Genomic DNA, 17290 nt, shown 5'->3' on the forward strand with positions numbered 1-17290 from the left:
TTTTTCCAAGTAATAAGTAAAAGACTAGCATCGATTATCCAATATTTGACCCCATATATCTTTAATCTTACGCCTGAATTTAAACGCTATTTCTAACCACCATTTATAAGACGCCTTCTATGACTGATAAAAGTAACGACACCCCAAGCCACGATTATAAAGACACCCTAAACCTTGCCGATACGCCTTTTGCCATGCGCGCCAACCTTGCCAAACGTGAGCCAGACTGGCTAGCGGCTTGGGAAGCAGACGACGTGTACGGCAAAATTCGTCAGGCGCGGGCGGGCGCAACCAAATATATTTTGCACGACGGCCCTCCATACGCCAACGGGCAGATTCACTTAGGTCACGCGGTCAATAAAGTATTAAAAGACATTATCGTCAAGTCAAAAACCTTGTCGGGTTTTGATGCGCCTTATGTGCCGGGTTGGGATTGTCACGGTTTGCCTATCGAGCAAAAGGTCGAAGCCAAAGTTGGTAAAGTCGGTCAAAAAGTCTCGGCAACTGAATTCCGTGGTCTATGCCGCGAGTATGCAAGTACCCAGATTGAGCTACAAAAGGCGGACTTTAAACGTCTGGGCGTGTTTGGTGATTGGGACAATCCTTATCTAACGATGAACTTCCACCAAGAAGCCAACATCGTGCGCGCGCTTGCTAAAATCTATGACAATGGTCATGTCACCCGCGGCATGAAGCCAGTCAACTGGTGCTTGGATTGTAGCTCTGCGCTAGCAGAAGCTGAAGTAGAATACCAAGATAAAGTCTCAGACGCTATTTATGTGAGCTTTGATGTGCTTGATACCGACAAGGTTGCCGCATTAAGCGGCGTTGAAGGTAATATCGCCGCAATTATCTGGACGACGACCCCTTGGACGTTACCAGCGAACCAAGCCATCTCATTACACCCTGAGCATGACTATAGCGTGGTCGCCACTGCCAAAGGTAACTTCTTATTAGCCACTGACTTGGTTGAAAGCGCATTAAGTGAGTTTAAACTGACTAACGATGGCATCTTAGCTACCGTATCAGGACGCGAGCTTGAAGGCCTGCGCGCCCAGCATCCATTGATTAGCGAGCGTCAAGTGCCGCTTATCCTAGGTGAGCACGTAACCACTGATAGCGGTACTGGCCTCGTCCATACCGCACCGGGGCATGGTCTTGACGATTATATCGTTGGCCTAAAATATAACTTGCCAGTTGAAAACCCAGTCAGTGGAACGGGCGTTTATCTAGACAGCGCGGCAGTATTTGCAGGCGAGCATATCTATAAAGCCAATCCGCAAATCATTGCAGCCCTGCACGATAACGGTCATTTAATCAACCATACCAAAATTGAGCACAGCTATCCGCATTGCTGGCGTCATAAGTCGCCGATTATTTTCCGCGCCACGCCGCAGTGGTTTATTAATATGGAAACCAAAGGCTTACGTGAGCGTGCCCTTGCCGATATCCCAACGGTCAATTGGACGCCTGCTTGGGGACAAAACCGCATTGAAGCAATGATGAACGGTCGCCCAGATTGGTGTATCTCGCGTCAGCGTACATGGGGCGTGCCGATTACCTTCTTTACTCATAAAGAAACCGGCGAGCTGCATCCAAATACGCTGGAACTCATGGAAGTGGCGGCGCAAAAAATCGCTGCAGGCGGCGTAGAAGCTTGGTTTGATGCCAGCTGTGAAGATTTCTTGGGTAGCGAAGCGGCAGACTATGATAAAGCAACCGATACGCTAGACGTTTGGTTTGACTCAGGAACGACGCATTTTGCCGTCCTTGAGCAGCGCGATGAGCTGACCAATCCTGCCGATATGTATCTTGAGGGCTCGGATCAGCATCGCGGTTGGTTCCAGACTTCCCTACTAACGTCTGAGGCGATGTATGAGCGCCCACCGTTTAAGCAAGTATTGACCCATGGTTTTGTGGTTGATGAAAACGGTCGCAAGATGAGCAAATCACTTGGCAATATCATCACGCCGCAAGATGAGATCAATAAAACCGGCGCCGATATGCTACGTTTATGGATTGCCTCGAGCGACTATCGTTATGAGATGAGCGCGGGTAAAACAGTCTTTAAAGGCGCGATCGATATGTATCGCCGTATCCGTAATACCCTACGCTTCTTGCTGGCCAATACCGATGACTTTAATCCTGCGACCAACAGCGTTGATATTAATGAGCTGGTTAGCCTTGATAAATTTATCATTGAGCGTGCGCAAGCAGTACAAGCACAAATCATCAGCGCGTACGATGCGATGGACTTTCACCAAGTCACCCAGCATATCACCGCGTTTTGCTCGCAAGACTTAGGTAGCTTTTATCTCGATATTATCAAAGACCGTCAGTACACTACTCAGACTGATGGGCAGCCGCGCCGCTCTGCGCAAACGGCGATTTATCATATCGCTCATGCCTTGATTCGCTGGATTACGCCAATCTTGTCATTTACTGCGCAAGAAGCTTGGGAAGTATTGGAAGGTAAAAACGGCACTGACGCAGGCTACGTGTTTACCGAAGCATGGTATGAGTTCCCAGCATTTGAGCTTAGCGCCATCAGTAGCGACGACTGGCAACGTATTATGCAAGCAAAAGATATGGTTAATAAACATATCGAAACCGCGCGCGGTGAAAAAATCATCAATGCCAACTTGTCTGCAGGCGTTGATTTATATGCTGACGGTGCGATGTACGACAGCTTAGCCAAGCTTGGCGAAGAGCTGCGTTTTGTCCTGATTACCAGTAGCGCAACTTTAAGACCAATGAGCGCCGCGCCTGCTGATAAAGCCAACAAAGCCAACGCAAAAGCCGATAGCAATGAAAATGAAGACGCATCGGGTGATTTAGTGGTTAACGTCAGCGCTGCGACGGGCACAAAATGCGTACGCTGCTGGCATATCCGTGATGATATCGGTGCAGACGCAGCGCATCCTGAACTATGCGCACGCTGCGTGACCAACGTCGCAGGCGTGGGCGAGGTGCGCCACTATGCCTAAATCAGCGCCTAATCCGACAGACTCTTCGGAAAATAAGCAGCCTCAGGTTGAGATTGATCATTCGCCTACGCCTGCGCATGCGACTACGGGTAGTTCAACCACGCCTAAAGGCCGTCTGAAGAAGACGCCAAAAATGGTCGCTAATGGCAGTCGCGCCTTTATGTGGTACTTGCTGGCGCTTGCTGTGCTTATCATTGACCAGTGGACGAAGTGGTTGGCTGAAACCAATCTCAATTTCCTTGAGCCCGTACCTGTGATTGAGCCGTTTTTAAATTGGACGCTTGCTTATAACTACGGCGCGGCGTTTAGTTTTTTAGCAGACCAAGCAGGTTGGCAAAAATGGTTTTTTGCGGGATTAGCTCTCGTAATGTCACTGTTTTTAATCAGCTATCTGGTCAAAGCACCGCGTAAAGCCAAGCTATTATCCTTTGGTTTAGCTCTGGTGCTTGGCGGCGCTCTTGGCAACCTGATTGACCGCTTGCTCCATGGTCACGTGATTGATTTTATTCACGTGCATTATGCTGACGTTTGGCATTATCCAATCTTTAATATTGCCGATATTGGTATTTGTATTGGTGTGGCGCTGATTGTGATTGATATGCTGTTTTTAGAAAAGAAACGTGATGCTTAAATGATATAAATACAATGACTTTGCAAATAGGCTACTAAATCGGTAGCCTATTTTTTTGCGCCTTTTTTGAGAAACAGTATATGAAAGATTATTGATAACGTAAGCGATATAGTCGAGTGACGCTAAAAACGCTAAAGTATATTAAGTTCAATATAAAAAGGGTGCTGCCATGTCTGATAATCAAAAGTCTCCTAGTCAAACATCTAATCAACACAAAAAACCTATTGCTCAAAAGCAAATTTCTGCTGCTAATGAAAATAATAAGCACACTGTTACTTTGTCAGTGCTGCAAGCCGATATCACCACCTTAAATATTGATGCGATTGTCAATGCGGCCAATTCAAGCTTGCTTGGTGGCGGCGGTGTCGATGGTGCAATTCATCGGGCAGCGGGACGTGAGTTATTGGCGTATTGTCGTACCTTGAATGGTTGTCAGACAGGTGATGCTAAAATCAGTCCAGCGTTTAAGCTACCCTGTCAGTATGTGATTCATACGGTCGGTCCTGTTTGGCATGGTGGCAATCGTCACGAGCCAGAGCTACTTGCCAGCTGTTATCGAAACTCGCTGGACTTAGCAGTTCAAAATAATCTAAGCAGCATTGCTTTTCCGTCTATCAGTACTGGCGTCTATGGCTACCCAATCGAAAAAGCAGCGCAAATTGCTGTGGGTACGGTGCAAGATTATCTACAGAACCTTTTAGGCGAAATGTCTGAGCTTTCAATTCGCGAAGTGATTTTTTGCTGCTTTTCAGCTACTGATGCGGCGGTTTATAAGCAAATATTAGAGCAGGATTAAAAGTAAAACACGCTTAGAACAATGCTTTTAACCCTATTAAGTCGCCACCGTTTACCATAATAAATAACAACCCTGCCAAATTAATAATGACGGTCAAATAATAAACGATACGAAATTCCGGCTTTTGTGACTTATGACGTAAGTAGGTTTGGGCGACCAGCGCACCGACCCAACCGCCAAGCGCACTTAACAAATGCAGCGTTGATTCAGGCGTGCGCCAGTCGCCACTTTGGGCAGCGGCTTTGTCTTTGGCATACATGCCATAGGTAATGACGCCTAATATCACGTACCAAGCAACTACTAGCCAGCTTAGCTTATTCATCACCGCCAATAAAATTAAAACCCCATAAAAACCAATACCAAGGAACAAGCGTTTCTTTTGCCCTGCTTCAAATTCTGCTCGGGCACTGCGTTTGTGATTACGCTGCCGGATTTGGTTGTTCTTGTGCGCCATTTTTTGTTGTACAAAGCTGAGTTCTTGTACATCCTTTGCTTGCAGGCGTCCCTGATTGTCTTGCCCTACTGTAAAAACCACTTGCTCGCCAACCTCAGGGCGACGTTGGGCTCTAAACGCGCTAATATGAAAAAATACCGACTCGCCCGCTGCAGTTTCGATAAAACCAAAACCTTTATCGTCTTGCCATTTTTTAATATGGCCTTGTTGTTTATGTGCCATCGGTTTTGCCATAAATACGTCGCTCTCTCTTAGATTCATCAAATATATTACACTATTTGCGTTACACTATTTAGGCTTACATCTTTTATGAGATGACTTATCATTTCTGACATTATTTTTAACCAGATTTTTAATTATTTTATAACTTGCAATAGGTGGCTTTTACTATGACCGACTCCCAATTTATCACTCCTAATGAAGACATTCGCATCACCCACGGCAGCCTTGTAAAGCTGCATTTTGAAGTATCGCTCGAAAACGGCACGGTGATTGATTCAACCTTTAACCGCGACGAGCCAGTGACGCTGACCGTTGGCGATGAGAGCTTTTTACCGGGTTTTGAGCAAGTGCTGATGAACCTACGCGCTGGCGATACACGCACCGCCCACCTTGAGCCTGAGCAGGCATTTGGTGAGTGGAACCCTGATAACATTCAGCATTTTAGCCGCACCCAATTTGCCTTAGTCGCTGACAATCCTGAAATCGGTATGTTGGTCGAGTTTGAAGATAAAGGCAAAAACACCCTGCCCGGTACCATTAGCGCCATTGACGACGACGAAGTCGAAGTCGACTTTAACCATCCGCTTGCTGGTCAATCGGTACTGTTTAAAGTAAAAATATTCCAAGTCACCCCACCGGGCGTCACAGGTATCAAGATTATGTAGTATGAAAAACGGCTTTAGAATAAAACCTTATTGAGAATAAAAACAGGGATAAACAGATGCAATATCAAATACTGCCGCAACTGAATGAAAAAGTCTCAAAAATCTGCTTAGGGACGATGACTTGGGGACAGCAGAATAGCGAAAGCGACGCGCATGCCCAGATGGACATGGCGCTTAGTGCAGGCGTGAATTTTTGGGATACCGCCGAGATGTATCCGTCGCCGCCTGATAAAGACAAGCAAGGCGATACCGAATGCTTTATGGGCACGTGGTTTAATAAAACCAAACAGCGCGACAAGGTCATTCTGGCCAGCAAAATGTCACCGATGGATTTTTTACGCGATGGTCAGACGCGTTATACCGCTGCGCAAATCAGCAGCGCTATCGATGGCAATCTTGAGCGTTTGCAAACCGATTATATTGATATTTATCAGTTGCATTGGCCTGAACGTCAAGCAAATTTCTTTAGCCAGCGCGGTTATAGTGAAGAGATGGCAGCGCAGTCGCTGGATGATTTGACGCCTTTTTTACAAACCATCCAAGCATTAAATGACGAGATCAAAAAAGGTCGTATTCGTGCTTATGGCTTATCGAACGATACCGCTTGGGGTCTGATGCGTTATCTGTGGGAAGCGGACAAAAATGGTTTAATCGCGCCTATCACGGTGCAAAATCCTTATAGTTTGCTCAATCGCCTATATGAAGTTGGCATGGCAGAAATTGCCCATCGTGAAAATGTCGGTCTACTTGCCTACTCGCCGCTCGGCTTTGGGGTTTTATCTGGTAAATACCTTGACGGTAAACGTCCAACTGGCGCGCGTCTGACAATGTATGACCACTTTGCCCGTTATACCAATGACGAAGCAAAAGCCGCCACTGCTCAATACGCCAAAATTGCTGCCGATGCCGGTTTGGATATGGCGCAAATGGCATTGGCCTTTGTCAATTCGCGCTCGTTTGTCACCAGTAATATCATTGGCGCAACCACCACTGAGCAGTTGCAATCGAATATCGATAGTATTAATGTCACCTTGAGCGCAGATGTGCTAAAAGCGATTGAGGCGGTACATACCCAGCACCCTAATCCGTCGCCATAACATTACGTGGTCATAGATTAATATTGTTTAGCTTTTAATAAACTGACATTCAAATATTTGCATAGCGAATAAAAAGGCGCCAATCATTAGTATTGATGACTAAGATTGGCGCCTTTTTTATAACTACTTTTCTATTAAAGCTAATGTATTTTAAGCAGTTTTGTACTTGCTTAAGGTTTAGCAGCTTTCGTTAAAACCCGCGAATGTAATTCAGCCAAGCCTTCTTGCATATGCGCTTGTAACAAATCGGTCAGCTGGCTTTTATTTAGGCCTTTAGGGTCTATCGGCTCAAGCGGTAAGACAAAAGCCGTCACATCTTTACTATCAAGCACCTTTTTTAGGCTATCTTTCATCGTCATTTTACCATAATAAGGCAGCGCTTCACTTAACGTGCCGTCTTTATTGACATACGCAATCACCAGCGGGCGTACTGGTACGTCAGCATCTATCGCCGCTTGCAGCAAAGTGCCGTGGATACGTTTGATTTTTTTGCCATCGGTGGTCGTCGCTTCTGGGAAAAAGATAACCGAAAAGCCTTTGGTTAAAAAGGTCGCAATTTGGGCGGCGACCGTGCCCGCATCACCGGAACCACGCTCAATAAATACCGTCCCTGCGGCATGCGCAAGCTTACCAAAGATTGGCCAATCACCAATTTCTGCCTTTGATAAGAAAAAGGCGGGGCTGACTGTACCCACTACCGGAATATCCATCCACGATACATGGTTAGAGACCCATAAACCGTGATGCTGCTCTACGCGCTCGACTGCCACGACCTGCACGCCAAACGAGCCAGCCATTTTTCGGCAAAACGCTTGAATATAGCGCGGTAGCTTTTCGCGCGGCGGCTGCTTAAAGGCACCGATACGCTGGGCGGCGCGCAATCCGCCAGCGATGGTGGTGGTCATGCCAGCGATCTGTTTGCCGCGACCTAATTGCTGTTTGAGTGAAAAGCCTGACTTAGATTGGCTCATCTGTATCCCTCGTGGTTAAAAACTTATGGGTTAAAAATGCTTGATTAAAAAGCCCATTCATTAAAAGGCCTAGTCATTAAATATTGGTTGCTATAAAGAGTGCTGCTTAAAAAACGTATGATTATATCTCGTAAACAAGGGCAATGAGTATAACAAAATTTATTTACTCAGTGATGACTTGTACACTGAATTATGAGTGGCTTTTGTTAATAGTCTCAGCTTAAAGTTTTTATAGATAAAAATATCTCCCTATAAACGCTGTAACATAAAGACATGGTTAATTGCGCACATACGCTTTAATATCAAGTGATAAGACCACATATAGAGGGTCATATGAAGGCTATATTTATGCTTAAAAACCGATATTAGCCATCTATTTACTTAATGATATAGGTGATACTCTTTGGAATATTTTGAAAGATATGAAGGTGGCGAGCGCGCCATTATCGTCCATTTAGACATCCGCCAGATTCAAGATCCCGATGATCTAAATGAATTTGAGCTACTTGCAGATTCGGCGGGCGCTGATCGCTTGGCACTGGTTACAGGCTCGCGTGCGCGTCCCGATGCCAAGTATTTCGTTGGTAGCGGTAAAGCACAAGAAATAGCAGAATTGGTGCGCGAATACGACGCTGATATTGTCCTTTTCAATCATAATTTATCGCCATCGCAAGAGCGTAATATCGAAGCTTTGGTACAATGCCGCGTGCTTGACCGTACCGGCTTAATTTTGGATATTTTTGCCCAGCGCGCCCGTACTTACGAAGGTAAGCTACAGGTTGAGCTAGCACAGTTAAACCACTTATCGACACGACTGGTACGTGGTTGGACGCATTTGGAGCGCCAAAAAGGGGGTATTGGTCTACGTGGACCTGGTGAAACTCAGCTGGAAACGGATCGCCGCTTATTACAAGTGCGTGTCACCCAGCTGAAAAACAAACTAGAAAAAGTACGCCAAACCCGTGCCCAAGGTCGAGCTCGTCGGCAAAAATCAGACGTCCCGACCATCTCGCTCGTTGGTTATACCAACGCTGGCAAATCAACTTTGTTTAACCGCTTGGTCGATGAAAATATTTATGCCGCCGACCAATTATTTGCCACCCTTGACCCGACCTTGCGCCGTCTTGACTGGCAAGGAGTTGGCCGCGTGGTTTTGGTTGATACGGTTGGATTTGTCCGTCATTTGCCACATGAGTTGGTCGAGTCGTTTCATGCAACCTTAGAAGAGACGCTAGAAGCCGACTTACTACTGCATGTCATCGACTCATCGAGCGAAGACATGCACGAGCAGATTCAAGCGGTGAAAAACGTCCTTGCTGAGATTGACAACGATGTACCTGTACTGAATGTTTATAATAAAATTGACTTAACCGATGAGCCGGCGCACATTGGTTATGCGAAAGAAGGTCAGCCAAATCGGGTGTATGTCTCTTCACGCCAAAACCTAGGCATGGAAGAGTTGTCGCTTGCCGTACAGCAATTATTGACGGGCAACTTAACTACCTTTGATTTGACCCTTCCATATAGTGCCGGTCAATTTAAAAACACCTTGTATGAGCTTGGCGTCATTTTGGAAGAAAGCTATGACGATAATGGTCATGAGCGCCTAACCATTCGCTTGCCAAGCGATAGGCTCAAACAGCTATTGGGACAAGCCAATCTAAAGCCGTTAGATGTATTGCCATTAGCCCAAGCAACATTGCTAATGCCGATACTTGAAGAGTTTGAGCAAAAAGATGAGAGTATTGATGAAGCTGCCTCTTTAACGGCAGAGGAAGAAGATGCCTTTACTGAATTTGAAGCGTTAAACTCTGCTACAGAAGAATCTGACTCGCAAAGTTAAATAACGTCGTCAAAAGTTATTTAATCTGGGTGAAGTTAAAAAGGGCGTTATCAAATGATGGCGTCCTTTTTTATATTTGTAGCATATAAGGGGTAATGGACATTTATGATATAGTCAAAATATCCTAAAAACGCGACGGTATTGCTGTATTGATATGACTTTTCACTCACTATACGAGACATTTAACAACAGCTTAATAGCAGCAATCTGCGCTTAGGCTTTATTAGTATGTCTACTGCCTATATAATCAGCTTTGGCTGAAATGCTTTTATTGACATGCTTTTGTTAACACACTGGCGTTAAACTCTCTTTTTTAGCATATTTCCCTTTTTATACCCGACTTGGCTAGGATTGCTTATGAGCTCTACCTCTACTTCTAACATGCCTTTATGGATGGCGCTAATATTGACGCTGATTATGGTCGTGGTGGTTCGTGAGTTAGCAGTCGTTGTCTGCCAATGGGCGGGTATTGAAAAAGCAGCTAATATCGTCGGCCTGTTAACGATGTTTGTTATTTTAATTATTTGGCGAGTCATAAAAGGGCTACCGCATTGGCTAACCCAAGCAAGCAACACCTTACTGGTCGATAGTGGTTTTGCTTTTTTACCTGTTTCTGCCGGCGCAGGTTTGCTGCTATTTGCGTTAGGGGATGAGTTTTGGGGCGTGATGCTGACTATGATTATCAGTACCCTTATCCCGCTTTGGGGATTGGCTATCCTTGCCAATCGCTCGCTTAATAATAGCGATAATACAGATGGCAGTCATGATGACAATATGAATATGACCAACAAGCACAAGGGACAGCATTAAGCTCTGTTAATAAGGCAACGTTATGAGTTTTGATAGTGTGTTTACCGCAACCCTTGCTGCGATAGTATTAACCTTGGCCGCCCACGTTATTGCCCGTGTCCTTGCGCGCAAGCTGTCATGGTTGCCGATGGTCATCACCGCTTTGGTCTTAGTACTGCTATTTTTATTTATTTTACAATGGGATTACAATCATTATTACGGCGTGGCAAAACCGGTATTTGACCATCTGTTAGGCTATGTGACGGTATTATTGGCCGTGCCATTGGCGGCGATGAACTTTAAGGGTTTACCAGTTAAAAAGCTGACCATGATTGTGGCACTTGCAAGCGTGGTTGGCGCCTTGCTACCCATGTCATTGGCCTATTTATTTTCGCTTAGCCACGAGACCATTTTAGCATTTGCGACGCGCTCAGTGACCACACCAATTGGTCTGAGCGTCGCCGATTTGATTAAGGCCCCGCTGGCATTAGCAAATTTAATCATTATCGTTTCAGGTCTAATCGGTGGCACCTTAGCGCGCTTTTTATTTCGCGGTATTGATGACGACCGCGCCAAAGGCCTCGCACTTGGCTTAGCGGCGCATGCTTTCGGCACCGTAGAAGCATGGCAAATCAGCCACACTGCCGGACGCTATGCCGCTTTTGGCTTAGCGGTTAATGGCTTAGTCACCGCTGTCTGGGTACCTATTTTTATTGGGGCCTTATCGGTTTAAAATATTTTAAGTAAAGTCGAAAGCTATTAAAGCCTATCCTTTTTGATGAGCTTTTTTTCACCTACATTAATTGTATTTGCTAGCATTTTTAACGTTATCTATTAATCATTTTTATGACAAAAACAAAGTCTTAAACCTTGCTGCTATAAACTGCTTATCTACCCTCGCTTTATTACCATCTTGATTTTATTCAGCTTTTTTACAAAACAAATGGATTTTTGACCGCGCGTACACGCATTCAGATGTGGCAAAAACTTATTTTGTGTTATAGTAAGCAACTATTATTTTTTGTATCTATTGCAAGTGGTTTTGTTAGACGTGAATTCGTAGGTAGCCTATTTGAGTGCTATAAATCCTACAGACGCGATAACCGCTTTGATGCGCAACCTCACGCGCTTATAGGCAAAGCAATTTGCTCTTACTTAATAAAAAGTGATAAACCTATGATAACTATTGCCCCTTTCATGACGCGCTGCTTGTCACCCCTTTTACTCTCTGCCATTGCTTTATCTAGCTTACCTATCGCCGCTCAAGCGGGAAACATGTATATTTATAAAGACAAGGGCGGCCAAGTTCTGCTTACCAACGTCAATCCTAGCGGTAATTTTGATAAATTTAATAAAAAAGTAAAAACCACCTACTATAAAGATTCAAGCGCCTACAATGCAGGCAGCAGCTATAGCAATGATTACGGTAGCAGCACGGCGAGTAGTAGCGGCAGCCGTAACTCTTATGACAGTTATATCCGTACCTCGGCTGCCCGTCATGGTATCGATCCTGGCCTTATGAAAGCCATGATGCATACCGAATCGGCGTTTAATCCCAATGCACGCTCACCTGTCGGCGCGCAAGGTTTGATGCAGCTGATGCCAGCAACGGCGCGCCGCTTTAAGGTCAGTAATCCGTGGAATCCTGCTGATAATATCGAAGGCTCAGCGAAATATATCGCTTGGCTGATGAAACGTTTTAATAATAACGTTGAGTTTGCGGTGGCAGGTTATAACGCTGGTGAAGGGAACGTCGATAAATACAATGGCATACCCCCGTTTAAAGAAACGCGCAACTATGTCAAAAGCGTCATGAGCCGCTATCATAGCTTATATAAGAATGACTCAGCGCTATCGGGTAATACTATGAATGCCAATAACGCTACGGGCACTACCAATGGCGGCGGCGTGCAAAACGTCAGTTACGGTACCAGTAATAATAGCAACAGCGCCAGCTATGCCAATTCTGCTTATTTAGCACTACGTTAATATTAACGTTTAAGCTGGTAGTTGCAAGTAACCTGAAAATAAGTAGCCTAAAAATAAATAAATAAACCTTTAAAATGCTTAGTCTTTAAAAGTTACACACAAAAAAGCCCGTTATATATTAACGGGCTTTTTAATATCTATACGATGTGCTTTATATGATTTAAAGCTTACTTGTTCGCCGCTTGCGTGGCAGCAACTTCAGCAGCAAAGTCTTCTTGCTTCTTCTCGATGCCTTCACCAACTTCTAAACGTTTGAAACCAAGTACTTTTACGCCTTCAGATTTTAATACGTCACCAACTTTTTTCTCATTGTCCATAACGTATGGTTGACGTAGTAAGGTTACTTCGTCTAGGTACTTACGCAAACCACCTTCAATCATTTTTTCAACGATGTTGTCAGGCTTGCCAGATTCTTTCGCTTTGGCTTCGATGATGTCTTTTTCGCGTGCTAGTACATCAGCATCTACGCTTTCGTCATCTACTGCGACTGGGTTGAACGCTGCAATGTGCATGGCAAGATTTTTGCCAGTTTCTTCGCTGCCGCCTTCATAAGATACGACCACACCGATACGTAGGCCGTGACGGTATGCAGCGATGTTTGCGCCTTCTAGTACTTCAACGCGGCGAATTTGAATGTTTTCACCGATTTTTTGTACCAAAGATACACGTGCTTCTTCAACGGTTTGATCATCGCTATAAGACAATTCAGAGATAGCAGCAACGTCAGTGACATTGTTTTCTAGGGCAAGATTGGCCACCTTTTCTGCAAATGCAGTGAAGTTTTCATCTTTTGCAACGAAGTCAGTTTGGCAGTTTACTTCTAGCAAGAATGCTTTGTTGTCACCTTGAGCGATGATGATAGCGCCGTCAGCTGCGATGTTACCTGCTTTTTTAGCCGCTTTCGCTTGACCAGATTTACGTAGGTTATCAATGGCAACTTCGACATCGCCGTTTGCTTCTTCTAACGCTTTTTTGCATTCCATCATGCCAAGACCAGTACGGTCACGCAATTCTTTTACCATTTTGGCAGATATTTTTACTTCTGACATAAGAGTTACCTTTTATGATGTAGGTGAGTATTGTTATGTAAGGGAGTGCACGATATCTAAACGCGCTGATATTCTGTGCAATAAGTCAGTGATGCTCGGCGCGTTAATAATAAGGCATGACGAGTAAAACTACATCATGCCTATTATAGATTTTTATAAACTTTATGCGATTAATAACCTTATATGGCTGCTAGTAGCTAAACTATCAAGGCAACCTTACAAAGTTAAACCATATCGCTTAGCCATTACTCTGCTGGAGTCGCTGCTTCTTCAGTTTTCGCGTCAGCTGCTGCTTCAGTAGCAGGAGCTTGCTCAGCGTCTTGTGCTTGATCAGCTTTACCGCCTGCTTGAGTTTGAGCGTACTCTTTACCAGCGATAATCGCATCAGCAATAGAAGTCACATACAAAGTCACAGCACGGATAGCATCATCGTTTGCTGGAATGATGTAATCAACGTTATCTGGGTTTGAGTTGGTATCAACGATACCGATAACTGGGATACCTAGATTTTTAGCTTCTTTGATAGCGATTGCTTCATGGTCTACGTCGACGACGAAGATAGCGTCAGGTAGGCCGCCCATGTCTTTGATACCGCCCAATGAACGCTCAAGTTTTTCCATATCACGAGTACGCTCTAATGCTTCACGCTTAGTCAGCTTAGCAAAAGTACCGTCTTCAGATTGTTTTTCAAGCTCTTTTAGGCGATTGATTGACTGGCGTAGGGTTTTCCAGTTAGTCAACATACCACCTAACCAGCGATGGTCAACGTATGGCATACCAGCGCGTTGTGCTTGCTCACGGATAACGCCGCTTGCTGCGCGCTTAGTACCGACGAATAATACTTTGTTTTTCTTAGCAGCTAGGCCGTTTACATAAGTCAATGCTTCGTTAAACGCTTTTACGGTGTGCTCTAAGTTGATGATGTGAATCTTGTTACGGGCGCCAAAGATGTATGGACCCATTTTTGGATTCCAAAAACGTGTTTGGTGGCCAAAGTGAGCGCCAGCTTGTAATAAGTCGCGCATTTCGATTTTGGTTGGATTGTTTGAAGCCATGTGAAATTCCTATTGGTTGGGTTATGCCTCCACATCACAAAAACTGCCTATCTAGCGACACGCATTTGCTAACGGTTAATGTTTATTGAAACAGCACTAACTTTTTTGCAAATTAATCAAGTCGCCAAACACCCAGCAATTTTTTGCCATGATGTGTGTGTCATTGTTTGATGGATTGATTTAAAAATAGAGCTATGATTTGAAAGTCCAGAATAATACTGAATGATAAAAATAGCTGGGCTGTATTTTACCATATAACGCTTAGCGACTGCTAGCGCTATTATGCAGCTCCAACGGATTATTGCCCATAAAAAACGACGTATAAACGTCGTTTTTCTTTACCTTATTATTCGCTCTTATCCTTGTGTGCTCAATTTAAAACTAAGCAATAGAGATACCGATGACTGCCTTGTAGCCGCGCCATGTAAAAGGCGTGATATAGCTTTGGCGGTCTTTTGGTAAGTAAGGAATACTCGGTATGCCTTCAATGATTTTGGGCGGTGAAATAATAAAATCGGCACCAAACTCAGTACGCGCGTTACCTGAAATAGTGTTTGCCATCTCACCCAACAAGTCTTTCATCATCGTAATAGAGGAGTCAGGCTCGCCCATTACTTTGATGACTTCACGTAAAAGAGTGCTTGGCGCGCTGACGTAAACGCACCCTTCAAGCGGTCCGGAGATTTTAATCATACCGCTATAATCATAACCCACGGCATTTTTATTGCTATTCAAATACGGCGTATCAATCACTACTGACTCATCATCAATCTGTGCAAAAAACGCACTGATTGAGCTTAAAAAGACGCCTAACTTATCTACATTAACCATAATCGTTTGTCGTCCGTATTAATCATTATTAGGGGCTGTGTTTAGTCTTGTAGACAAACCACAATCTCGCCAATTTGACCGCGCCAACTGACTGGAATGATAAAAGAACGCCCATCTTTAGGTAGGATAATGCTTTGCGGCGAGCCTTTAAACACCAGTGGTACAGAGATATGAAACTCTGAGCCAAATTCGTTGCGCGCATTACCCGATATGGTATTGGCAACCTCACCAGCAAGATCGACCAAATTATCTTCGCCTTTATCGGTTTCGCCCATGCTATCGAGGATACTGTTCAATAACGCGCTGGTGGCAGAAAAATAAACCACGCCTTTTTGCACTCCTGAGATACCGATGACACCAGTGTAGTCATGGACTTTTGGCTGTTGATTCTCTAGTAAATAAGGGGTATCAACGACAAGCTCTTCATTGCCAAACTGATTAAAATAATTGGTAATGATACTCACAAAAATTTGTAACTTTTGCTCTTTCATAATATGTATTCTTTAATAATATATTTACTAAATTGATTAGGGCGTGTCCTCATTTAAAGATAGCCGTAAAAACGAGCTAAGCTTATCAATTAAATGGAGGATACGCCCTAGATGCTAGTCTTGTACAAGCTCATACAAAGACTCTACCAGCTCTTCTTCTGAAAAAGGCTTACATAAAAATCCGCTTGCGCCCAGTGACAAAGCTTCAATACCCGTCGATTTATCAGACAACGCCGACACCACCAAAATCCGCACCTCAGGGTCTATCGCAATGATTTTTGCAATGCATTCAAGCCCATCCATTTGCGGCATGGTCAAATCCATGGTAACCACATCCGGACGATGTATATTAAATTTCTCAATCGCTTGCACACCACTGGTCGCCGTCGCCACTAGCATGAACTTACCTGAATCATAAGCACGCTGAATACGGTTTCGAATGATATTTGAATCATCAACAATCATTAATTTGTACATAATATCTTTTTATCCTTAATTACGCAGTCGGTAAGGTGACGACAAAACGGGTCATTTTGCCAAGCTCACTGTTTACATTAAGCTTACCGTCATACTCTTTTACTAAAGCCTTAATGACATCTAAGCCCACGCCGCGTCCACCATCTTCGTCCGCATGCTCTTTGGTAGAGAAGCCAGAAGTAAACAACGTTTTAAGCAACTCACCCTCAGTAAGCGCGCTTGCGTCTTCACTGTTATAGCGACCATCGGCAATTAATTTATTGCGGATGCCTTCGTAGTTGATGCCTTGACCGTCATCTTGTAATACGATGATTAAGTTTTGCGCATCACGTTGCATCTCTAAATCAATACTACCGATGGCAGACTTACCAGCAGCCTGACGCGCTTCAGGAGACTCGATACCGTGTACCACTGCATTACGTAATAACTGAATACTGATTTCCCGAACCGGTTTTTTCAGACGTTCAGGGATGGTAACGTGCTCTAAGTTATGACCATTTAGCTGTACTTGTTTGCCTTGTCTAACCGCGATATCTTGCGCAAAATCTTGATAGTAAGCCAACTGCTCTTCAGCGACATCGTCATTCAAATCAATATTATTGCCGCCGGCAAAAGACGCAGTGGCAACTGATTGATTTGCTGCTGACTCATGGTTGGCACTTGATGAACTGGCGGTCACAGCTGCTTTTTTCATCCGCTGAGTGCTTGCATGACTCTTTGGCGCGGCTTGGTTGATGCGCTCACCTAATGTCTCAATGGTGTTTGATAGGCTGAGTAAGTCATCCAAATGGACAGCCAGTGGTAAGAAGTTATTTCCTGATAGCTTACCTTGATTTTGCAGTGCATCAAGTTTGTCTTCTGCGTCTGCAGCAATTTTGGTAAAGCTGTGCAGTTTAAGAGCCGATGCTTCACCTTTTAAGCTGTGCATTTCACGATAAATCGC

17 protein-coding genes are annotated in these 17290 nt (G+C 44.4%); 9 read left to right on the plus strand and 8 right to left on the minus strand.

Features of this window, described 5'->3' with window-relative positions:
- Positions 1-119: 119 nt before the first annotated feature.
- From ileS to V7D75_RS02150, 3 genes are all read left to right on the plus strand, one after another.
- On the plus strand, positions 120-2987 hold the full coding sequence (gene ileS, locus V7D75_RS02140) for an isoleucine--tRNA ligase (RefSeq protein ID WP_333613223.1): 2868 nt from the start codon (positions 120-122) through the stop codon (positions 2985-2987).
- Positions 2980-3618: a signal peptidase II gene (gene lspA / locus V7D75_RS02145; RefSeq protein WP_333613224.1), complete on the plus strand. Its 639-nt coding sequence runs from the start codon at positions 2980-2982 to the stop codon at positions 3616-3618. The genes ileS and lspA overlap by 8 nt, the downstream gene beginning before the upstream one ends.
- Before the next feature lie 169 nt (positions 3619-3787).
- Positions 3788-4414: an O-acetyl-ADP-ribose deacetylase gene (locus V7D75_RS02150; protein WP_333613225.1), complete on the plus strand. Its 627-nt coding sequence runs from the start codon at positions 3788-3790 to the stop codon at positions 4412-4414.
- Between the two features lie 13 nt (positions 4415-4427).
- Here the strand turns inward: V7D75_RS02150 and V7D75_RS02155 are convergent, their stop codons facing one another.
- A complete protein-coding gene (locus V7D75_RS02155; protein WP_333613226.1) occupies positions 4428-5102 on the minus strand; it encodes a DUF1294 domain-containing protein in 675 nt (224 codons plus the stop codon).
- Between the two features lie 155 nt (positions 5103-5257).
- Here V7D75_RS02155 and V7D75_RS02160 point away from each other — a divergent pair, with 155 nt between their 5' ends.
- Positions 5258-5755 carry an FKBP-type peptidyl-prolyl cis-trans isomerase gene (locus V7D75_RS02160; RefSeq protein ID WP_068403991.1) on the plus strand — a complete coding sequence of 166 codons (498 nt, stop codon included), beginning with the start codon at positions 5258-5260 and terminating at the stop codon, positions 5753-5755.
- Positions 5756-5811: 56 nt separating this feature from the next.
- Positions 5812-6852, plus strand: coding sequence for an aldo/keto reductase (locus V7D75_RS02165; protein ID WP_333613227.1), 1041 nt, complete (start codon positions 5812-5814; stop codon positions 6850-6852).
- Between the two features lie 170 nt (positions 6853-7022).
- Here V7D75_RS02165 and V7D75_RS02170 read toward each other — a convergent pair whose 3' ends face one another.
- On the minus strand, positions 7023-7823 hold the full coding sequence (locus V7D75_RS02170) for a lysophospholipid acyltransferase family protein (protein ID WP_333613228.1): 801 nt from the start codon (positions 7821-7823) through the stop codon (positions 7023-7025).
- A gap of 403 nt (positions 7824-8226) precedes the next feature.
- On the opposite strand from V7D75_RS02170, the gene hflX reads away from it, so the two are divergent.
- The 4 genes from hflX (at position 8227) to V7D75_RS02190 (ending at position 12444) form a co-directional block, all read left to right on the plus strand.
- Positions 8227-9666, plus strand: a complete 1440-nt coding sequence (hflX, locus tag V7D75_RS02175; RefSeq protein WP_333613229.1) for a ribosome rescue GTPase HflX — start codon at positions 8227-8229, stop codon at positions 9664-9666.
- 357 nt (positions 9667-10023) lie between these two features.
- Positions 10024-10476 carry a CidA/LrgA family protein gene (locus tag V7D75_RS02180; protein ID WP_333613230.1) on the plus strand — a complete coding sequence of 151 codons (453 nt, stop codon included), beginning with the start codon at positions 10024-10026 and terminating at the stop codon, positions 10474-10476.
- 22 nt (positions 10477-10498) lie between these two features.
- Positions 10499-11188 (plus strand): LrgB family protein, encoded by a 690-nt coding sequence (locus V7D75_RS02185; protein WP_333613231.1) that lies wholly within the window; start codon positions 10499-10501, stop codon positions 11186-11188.
- A 443-nt stretch (positions 11189-11631) separates the two neighbouring features.
- Positions 11632-12444: a lytic transglycosylase domain-containing protein gene (locus tag V7D75_RS02190; RefSeq protein ID WP_333613232.1), complete on the plus strand. Its 813-nt coding sequence runs from the start codon at positions 11632-11634 to the stop codon at positions 12442-12444.
- Between the two features lie 167 nt (positions 12445-12611).
- Here the strand turns inward: V7D75_RS02190 and tsf are convergent, their stop codons facing one another.
- The 6 genes from tsf to V7D75_RS02220 all read right to left on the minus strand — a co-directional run.
- Entirely contained in the window at positions 12612-13493 is an 882-nt protein-coding gene (tsf, locus tag V7D75_RS02195) for a translation elongation factor Ts (RefSeq protein ID WP_144297563.1), read from the minus strand.
- 245 nt (positions 13494-13738) lie between these two features.
- Positions 13739-14548, minus strand: a complete 810-nt coding sequence (gene rpsB / locus V7D75_RS02200) for a 30S ribosomal protein S2 (protein WP_068403976.1) — start codon at positions 14546-14548, stop codon at positions 13739-13741.
- Between the two features lie 381 nt (positions 14549-14929).
- Complete coding sequence (locus V7D75_RS02205; RefSeq protein WP_200661620.1) at positions 14930-15379, minus strand: chemotaxis protein CheX; 450 nt, start codon at positions 15377-15379, stop codon at positions 14930-14932.
- Positions 15380-15420: 41 nt separating this feature from the next.
- On the minus strand, positions 15421-15870 hold the full coding sequence (locus tag V7D75_RS02210) for a chemotaxis protein CheX (RefSeq protein ID WP_333613233.1): 450 nt from the start codon (positions 15868-15870) through the stop codon (positions 15421-15423).
- 114 nt (positions 15871-15984) lie between these two features.
- Complete coding sequence (locus tag V7D75_RS02215; RefSeq protein ID WP_200661618.1) at positions 15985-16347, minus strand: response regulator; 363 nt, start codon at positions 16345-16347, stop codon at positions 15985-15987.
- Positions 16348-16366: 19 nt separating this feature from the next.
- Positions 16367-17290: ATP-binding protein (locus V7D75_RS02220; protein ID WP_333613234.1), on the minus strand; the 924-nt coding region annotated here is incomplete at its 5' end.

This window comes from Psychrobacter sp. (assembly GCF_036731945.1).
In the GTDB taxonomy this organism is placed as follows: Bacteria; Pseudomonadota; Gammaproteobacteria; order Pseudomonadales; family Moraxellaceae; genus Psychrobacter.